The organism is Oceanobacillus indicireducens (genome assembly GCF_014647195.1).
Lineage (GTDB): Bacteria > Bacillota > Bacilli > Bacillales > Amphibacillaceae > Oceanobacillus > Oceanobacillus indicireducens.
The window spans coordinates 379-886 of record NZ_BMOS01000082.1; the positions used below are offsets into that span (position 1 = coordinate 379).

A 508-nucleotide genomic window follows, 5' to 3' on the forward strand; every position below is an offset into this window, starting at 1 on the left:
GTCAGCGACTTATATTCAGTGGCAAGGTTAACCATCTAGGGGAGCCGTAGGGAAACCGAGTCTTAACTGGGCGTTCAGTCTCTGGATATAGACCCGAAACCAGGTGATCTAGCCATGGGCAGGTTGAAGGTTGAGTAACATCAACTGGAGGACCGAACCGACTAATGTTGAAAAATTAGCGGATGACTTGTGGCTAGGGGTGAAAGGCCAATCAAACCTGGAGATAGCTGGTTCTCCCCGAAAGCTATTTAGGTAGCGCCTCGGACGAATACTACTGGGGGTAGAGCACTGTTAAGGCTAGGGGGTCATCCCGACTTACCAACCCTTTGCAAACTCCGAATACCAGTAAGTACTATCCGGGAGACACACGGCGGGTGCTAACGTCCGTCGTGGAGAGGGAAACAACCCAGACCGCCAGCTAAGGTCCCAAATTACTACTAAGTGGGAAACGATGTGGGAAGGCTCAGACAGCCAGGATGTTGGCTTAGAAGCAGCCATCATTTAAAGA

The 508-nt window shown here is 50.8% G+C and carries 1 rRNA gene (cut by a window edge); it reads left to right on the top strand.

The window, feature by feature from the left end:
- Positions 1 to 508: ribosomal RNA gene (locus IEX94_RS19490) — 23S ribosomal RNA — on the top strand; its annotated part reaches 378 nt to the left of the window's first position; the annotation flags it as partial.